This window comes from Mesorhizobium sp. M5C.F.Ca.ET.164.01.1.1 (assembly GCF_004792125.1).
GTDB classification, from domain to species: domain Bacteria; phylum Pseudomonadota; class Alphaproteobacteria; order Rhizobiales; family Rhizobiaceae; genus Mesorhizobium; species Mesorhizobium wenxiniae.
Window position 1 is genome coordinate 1 of the sequence record NZ_SRTG01000429.1, and the last position, 310, is coordinate 310.

Annotated in this window: 2 pseudogenes; both read left to right on the top strand. The window is 62.9% G+C overall.

Features of this window, described 5'->3' with window-relative positions:
- Positions 1 to 201 (top strand): annotated as a pseudogene (locus tag EN807_RS34130) (SPFH/Band 7/PHB domain protein); the annotation flags it as partial.
- A 26-nt stretch (positions 202 to 227) separates the two neighbouring features.
- Positions 228 to 310 (top strand): annotated as a pseudogene (locus EN807_RS37765) (NfeD family protein); the annotation flags it as partial.

The following is a 310-nucleotide window of genomic DNA, read 5'->3' on the forward strand; positions in this document are numbered from 1 at the left end:
CAGAAATACACCGAGGCGCTGACCAGGATTGGATCGGCCACCAACAGCAAGGTGGTGCTGATGCCGCTGGAGGCTTCGTCGCTGATCGGCACGCTCGGCGGCATCGGCGAGATAGCCCGCGAAGTTTTCAAGGGCGACGGCTCTTCCGGCACGCCGCGGCAAGGCTCGCGGCCGCCGGTCGTGCGGCAGACCGACAGCTGATCATCTAACTCTGTGGGAGACCATCAATGATCGACCGCATCGTTTCGGAACTCGGCCCGTGGAACTGGATGGTTCTCGGCATCGTGCTCCTGGTGATGGAAGTCGTGGC